Here is a 3,414-nt window from a genome sequence, read left to right as displayed (position 1 = left end):
CAGCGCGGCCTCCTCGGCGGCGCGGCGGTCCTCTTCCGCCTTGCGGGCGGCTTCCTCGGCGGCGCTGCGCACCATCAGGGCCTGGCGCTCGCGCTCCTCGCGCTGGCGCTGGGCCTCCTGGCGGCGCATCTCCTCCAGCACGCGCAGGCGGTTCGCCTGCTCGGCCTGGGTCAGCGGCCGGCCGGTGGCCGAGCCGCTGCCGCCCCGGTTGACGGGGCCGCTGGCGCGCTGCGGGCCGCCCGCCGGGCGGGGGCCGCTGGCCTGCTGCGGGCCGCCGGCGGGCTTGGCGCCCGGCGCGGGCGGGCCACCGGCGCGCTTCTTCACCACTTCAACCTGCACGGTCTTGCCGCGACCATGGCTGAAGGACTGCCGCACAGTCCCGGCAGCCTCGGTCTTCCCACGGTCCATGAGACCGCTGGGCCGAAGGCTCAGCCGGCCCTTGGCAGCATCCTGTTCATTCTGGTCGCTCATTCGTTCGCCTGAACCCGATCCGTCTTGTGCCATCAATCCTATCGCGAGCCGTTGCCGGGCTCACGTCCCCGCTCCGTTCGCGATACCGGAGACGGCGGCCAGACGGCCCGCCTCCTGCACCAACATGTCGGCGATCCGTCCGGGGGCTATCGCCACGTGTACCGCATGATCCCGTCCGAACACCGCGCCCAATTCCTTTGCCGTCAGAACATCAATCAAGGGAGCCTTGCGGCTTCCCATCAGCCTCGCCCGCTCGGCGGGGCTGCCGTCACTCGCCTCGACCAGCGCGGCGGCCCGTCCGGCCTTCAGCCATTCGCGCACCTGCTGGAAGCCGCTCACGGCCTGTCCGGCCCTGCGCGCAAGCCCCACCTGGTCGCGGATGCGAACCTTGAGGCCAGTCTCAATCCGGGCGCGAAGGTCGGGGGGCAATTGCACCTGCCCGCGGGCCGCCCTCGAGAAGGCGCCCTTGGTCAGGCCGCGTTCTAGCACATCGGCCCGCGCGCTCAACCACATTCCCCGCCCGGGCAGCCGCCCGGCGAGATCGGGCACGACCTGCCGGTCCGGCCCCAGCACGAAGCGGATCATCGCTTCCTTGGGCAGGCTCTCCCGCGTCACGATACAGCGGCGCAGCGGGCCTTTCAGTTCCGGCTCAGGCCCTTCCCCCTCGGCGGTCTCCAGGGAGACATCCTCGGGGCGCGGGGCCGGCACGGTATCAGGATTGCTGGTCGTCACCCTTCTCCTCGGCGCTGCCCTTCTCTTCCGACGCGAACCAGTGCTCGCGCGCGGCCATGATGATGGCGTTCGCCGTTTCCTCGTCCACAGCCTCGGCGCCGAGGATCTCGATCAGCTCATCGGCTGCCAGGTCGGCCAGGTCGTCGAGCGACTTCACGCCCTTCTCGCCCAGAGTCACCAGCATAGCGGGGCTGAACCCACCCGCCTCGGCCACCGCGTCCTCGACGCCGAGGGCGCGGCGCTTCTCGTCGAGCTGCTCGTCGCGCCGGTCCAGGAAGCCCTGGGCGCGGCGCTTCAGCTCGGCGGCCACGTTCTCGTCGAAGCCCTCGATGCCGGCGAGATCCTCGTCCGGCACGTCCACCAGCTCCTCGGCGGAGCCGAAACCCTCGGTCACCAGCAGGCCGGCGATGACGTCGTCCACGTCCAGCGCCTCGACGAACAGGCCGGTCCGCTTGCGGAACTCCTCCTGCCGGCGCTCGCTTTCCTCGGCCTCGGTAAGGATGTCGATGTCCCAGCGCGTGAGCTGGGAGGCAAGGCGGACATTCTGGCCGCGGCGCCCGATCGCGAGGGAAAGCTGGTCATCCGGCACGACGACTTCAACCCGCTTGCTGTCGTCGTCCATCACCACCTTGGAGACCTCGGCCGGGGCCAGGGCGTTCACCACGAAGGTGGGGTTGTCGGGGGACCAGGGGATGATGTCGATCTTCTCGCCCTGCAGCTCGGCCACCACCGCCTGCACGCGGCTGCCGCGCATGCCGACGCAGGCGCCGACCGGGTCGATGCTCGAGTCGCGGCTGATCACCGCCATCTTGGCGCGGCTGCCCGGGTCGCGGGCCACGGCCTTGATCTCGATGATGCCGTCGTAGATCTCCGGCACTTCCTGGGCGAACAGCTTGGCCAGGAAGCCGGGATGCGTACGCGACAGGAAGATCTGCGGTCCGCGCGGCTCCTCGCGCACGTCGTAGATGTAGGCGCGCACGCGGTCGCCGTTGCGGAAGGCCTCGCGCGGGATGGTCTCGTCGCGCCGCAGCAGGGCCTCGGCACGGCCGAGATCGACCATCAGGTTGCCGTACTCGGTGCGCTTGACCACGCCGTTGACGATCTCGCCCACGCGGTCCTTGTACTCGTTGAACTGCTTGCCGCGCTCCACCTCGCGCACCCGCTGCACGATCACCTGCTTGGCGGTCTGCGCGGCGATGCGGCCGAAATCGATCGGCGGCAGGGGGTCGACGATGAACTCACCCACCGCGATGCCGGGCCTGATCTTCTGCGCGATTCGCAGCGGGATCTGGGTCGCCTCGTTCTCGACCGGCTCCTGCTCCACCACCTCGGTCCAGCGGGAGAGCTTCACCTCGCCGGAGCGGCGGTCGATGACGGCGCGGATGTCCTTCTCGTGCCCGTACTTGGCGCGGCCGGCCTTCTGGATGGCCTGCTCCATCGCCTCCAGCACCTCGTCGCGCTCGATCATCTTCTCGCGGGCGACGGCCTCGGCGACCTGCAGCAGCTCCGGGCGGGCAATGGCAACGTCTGCGGCCATGGTCCTCAGTTCCTCCTGGCGTGGGGCGGGCGGCCGGGTTCCTCGTCGGAGTCGTCCTCCGCCTCCCGGAACCGGGCGGCCTCGGCCGCGGTGGCAGCGATCAGTTCATCGGTCAGCACCAGCTTGGCGCGGCGCATGTCGGCCCGGGGCAGCGCCACCTCGGCGCCATCCTCCAGCCGCAGCCGCACCACCGCCTCGTCCGCGCCCAGCGCGATGCCGCGGAAGCGGCGCCGACCCTCGAAGGGAATGCTCATCTCCACCGTCGCCACATGGCCGGCGAAGCGCTGCCAGTCCCTGGTGCGGGTCAGCGGGCGGTCGATGCCGGGCGAGGAAACCTCGAGGTTCCACTCGCCGGTGAAGGGGTCGTCCACGTCCAGCACGGCGCCGGCGGCATGGCTGATCGCCTCGCAGTCCCCCACCCCGATCGGCCGGCCGTCCGTGCGGTCGGCCATAATCTGGACGGTGGGAGTCTGCTTGCCCTGGATCTGCACGCGCACGATCTCGTAGCCCATCGCCGACAGCGTCGGCTGGATGGTGGCGGCAATGCGGGCCTCAAGGCCCTCATTCTGTGGCAGATCGTCTTCCAAAAAACAAAAAAGGCGGCCCGCTAAGGCCACCCCCCTGACTGTGCAGCGAAGATGTTCTGCGCCTCATATAATCCTGTGTGCCGGTAA

At 70.1% G+C, this 3,414-nt stretch carries 4 protein-coding genes; all 4 read right to left on the bottom strand.

Annotated features, from left to right (window positions below):
- On the bottom strand, nucleotides 1-471 hold a 471-nt coding region (locus tag ACZJYS_RS23635; RefSeq protein ID WP_493180551.1), incomplete at its 3' end, for an IF-2-associated domain-containing protein.
- Between the two features lie 60 nt (nucleotides 472-531).
- On the bottom strand, nucleotides 532-1,149 hold the full coding sequence (locus tag ACZJYS_RS23630) for an RNA-binding protein (protein ID WP_109515958.1): 618 nt from the start codon (nucleotides 1,147-1,149) through the stop codon (nucleotides 532-534).
- A 34-nt stretch (nucleotides 1,150-1,183) separates the two neighbouring features.
- Nucleotides 1,184-2,740: a transcription termination factor NusA gene (gene nusA, locus ACZJYS_RS23625; protein WP_379651834.1), complete on the bottom strand. Its 1,557-nt coding sequence runs from the start codon at nucleotides 2,738-2,740 to the stop codon at nucleotides 1,184-1,186.
- A gap of 5 nt (nucleotides 2,741-2,745) precedes the next feature.
- Nucleotides 2,746-3,327 carry a ribosome maturation factor RimP gene (rimP, locus tag ACZJYS_RS23620; protein WP_181378000.1) on the bottom strand — a complete coding sequence of 194 codons (582 nt, stop codon included), beginning with the start codon at nucleotides 3,325-3,327 and terminating at the stop codon, nucleotides 2,746-2,748.
- Between the last annotated feature and the right edge of the window lie 87 nt (nucleotides 3,328-3,414).

This window comes from Roseomonas sp. TS2 (genome assembly GCF_058833935.1).
The sequence above is the reverse complement of the archived record's forward strand: the minus strand, read 5'-3'. Positions and strand labels throughout refer to the sequence as shown.

Excerpts from the sequence above, each read along its gene's own strand:
- nusA (WP_379651834.1), bottom strand. The coding sequence starts at position 2,740 with ATGGCCGCAGACGTTGCCATTGCCCGCCCGGAGCTGCTGCAGGTCGCC.